The sequence below is a fragment of the Streptomyces sp. N35 genome (assembly GCF_016464295.1).
Lineage (GTDB): Bacteria > Actinomycetota > Actinomycetes > Streptomycetales > Streptomycetaceae > Streptomyces.
The window spans coordinates 1-709 of sequence record NZ_JAEIMH010000213.1 but is presented as its reverse complement, the minus strand read 5'-3'; the positions used below and the strand labels follow the sequence as shown (position 1 = coordinate 709).

Sequence of the window (709 nt, the reverse complement as noted above, 5' to 3'; positions counted from 1 at the left end):
AGCCGCTGCCACGATCAACTCGGCCCGCCGCAAGACCATGAGGAGGGCCGCGTGAACGCCGAGAGGGCCGAGGACATCGCTGCTCGCAATCAGTTGACCGGCGCACCGATTCCGCCGCCGACCAACCCCATGGCTGTGGCCCGGCACTTGGGATCGGCATGGATGCGCGGCCAGGCGCTGACGCTGCGGCACTGGCGGGGAGCATGGATGCAGTGGAAGGGCCCGCACTGGCGGGAACTCGACGACCAGGAAGTCCGTGCCGACCTGTACCGGAAGTTGGAGAACGCCACCTACGAGCAGACCGTCAAAGGCGAGGTAGAGGTACGCGACTGGTCGCCGACGAAACGGAAGATCGCTGATCTGACCGAGGCGATTACCGCCGTCACCCACCTGCGCCCGTCCGTCGACGTGCCCCAGTGGATCGGTGATCCCGCCTCTGCGCACGGAAGATCCGCACCCGTGGTGGCCTGCCGCAACGGGCTGCTGAACGTCTGCGACCGGGAACTGTCGCCCCTCACACCGGAGTTCTTCAACCTGGTGTCCGTCCCGTTCAACTACGACCCCGATGCGACCGCCCCGCACTGGCTGGCCTTCCTCGAACAGCTATGGCCCGATGACCCCGGCTCGGTCGAGGCGTTGCAGGAGTGGTTCGGCTACATCCTGGGCGGGGCCACGGACCAGCAGAAGATCATGCTGATGGTCGGCCCGT

General features: G+C 66.7%; 1 pseudogene. It reads left to right on the top strand.

The window, feature by feature from the left end:
* Nucleotides 1–51 precede the first annotated feature (51 nt).
* Nucleotides 52–709: pseudogene (locus JAO81_RS44180) on the top strand (NTP-binding protein); the annotation flags it as partial.